Here is a 757-nt window from a genome sequence, read left to right as displayed (position 1 = left end):
GCTATCATGGTATTTTGTGATTGATAGAGATACCGGGAGTAATTAAAATATTATATTTAATTAGAGTCCCGGATTAGTGAAGTCGGGACTTGACTTATTTCATCCCCAAAAAAACCAAATGGGAGGCATTGATGGCCAGTACCACTAAATAATGGGGGGATGAAATTGCTTGGCAAATGGCGACCACATTCGGGATACCGGCAGTATGCTTCACGCGAACTTAAGGTGCGCTGGCCGGTATACCTGCAAATCATTGTGCAGCACAAAGACGGCATCAAGAAACTCTGGCTGTTGGATTTAGACGAACTCCGCGGGGAACTTGGCCCTTAGTTCAAGCCTCCACTGGCCGCCCGGCTTAAGAACCAGCCGGAGCTCTTGCGTTCCTTGGTCATGATGGTTGAGTGCCACGAAGAGAGCGTTGATTCGTGGGTGGAAAGACTGCTTAAGCGACGACATCCTGGCGATTATCTGTGGTTTTCTCACCGGGCAGATCCCTGGCGTGGGCGCCTATTATGACTTCCTGGATCGCTTCTGGTTAGCCTCGAAACCGGGCAAGATTAAAAAGTTTAAGCGTAAGCCGAAAAAGAAACTCAAAGCCGGGAAAAAACTGCCGCCCAAGCACCCGGAGATCGTAAAAATGATCGTGAAATATTTGCTCCGGGGCAGAAAGTTCGAAAGTAAACCAGAAAAGATCCTGCACCGGATTTTAGCCACGGCGGTAGTGCTCCCTTCGGCTAAGCGGGGTCTTTTGGGCGAT

At 49.1% G+C, this 757-nt stretch carries 1 protein-coding gene; it reads left to right on the top strand.

Going from position 1 to position 757, the window contains the following annotated elements:
* Window positions 1-397: 397 nt before the first annotated feature.
* Window positions 398-757, top strand: a 360-nt coding sequence (locus DEH07_07940; protein HBY04449.1) for a hypothetical protein, incomplete at its 3' end; no start/stop codon positions are given.

Origin of the sequence: Desulfotomaculum sp. (genome assembly GCA_003513005.1) — a bacterium.
Taxonomy (GTDB): domain Bacteria; phylum Bacillota; class Desulfotomaculia; order Desulfotomaculales; family Nap2-2B; genus 46-80.
This window is presented reverse-complemented; position numbering and strand designations above follow the sequence as displayed.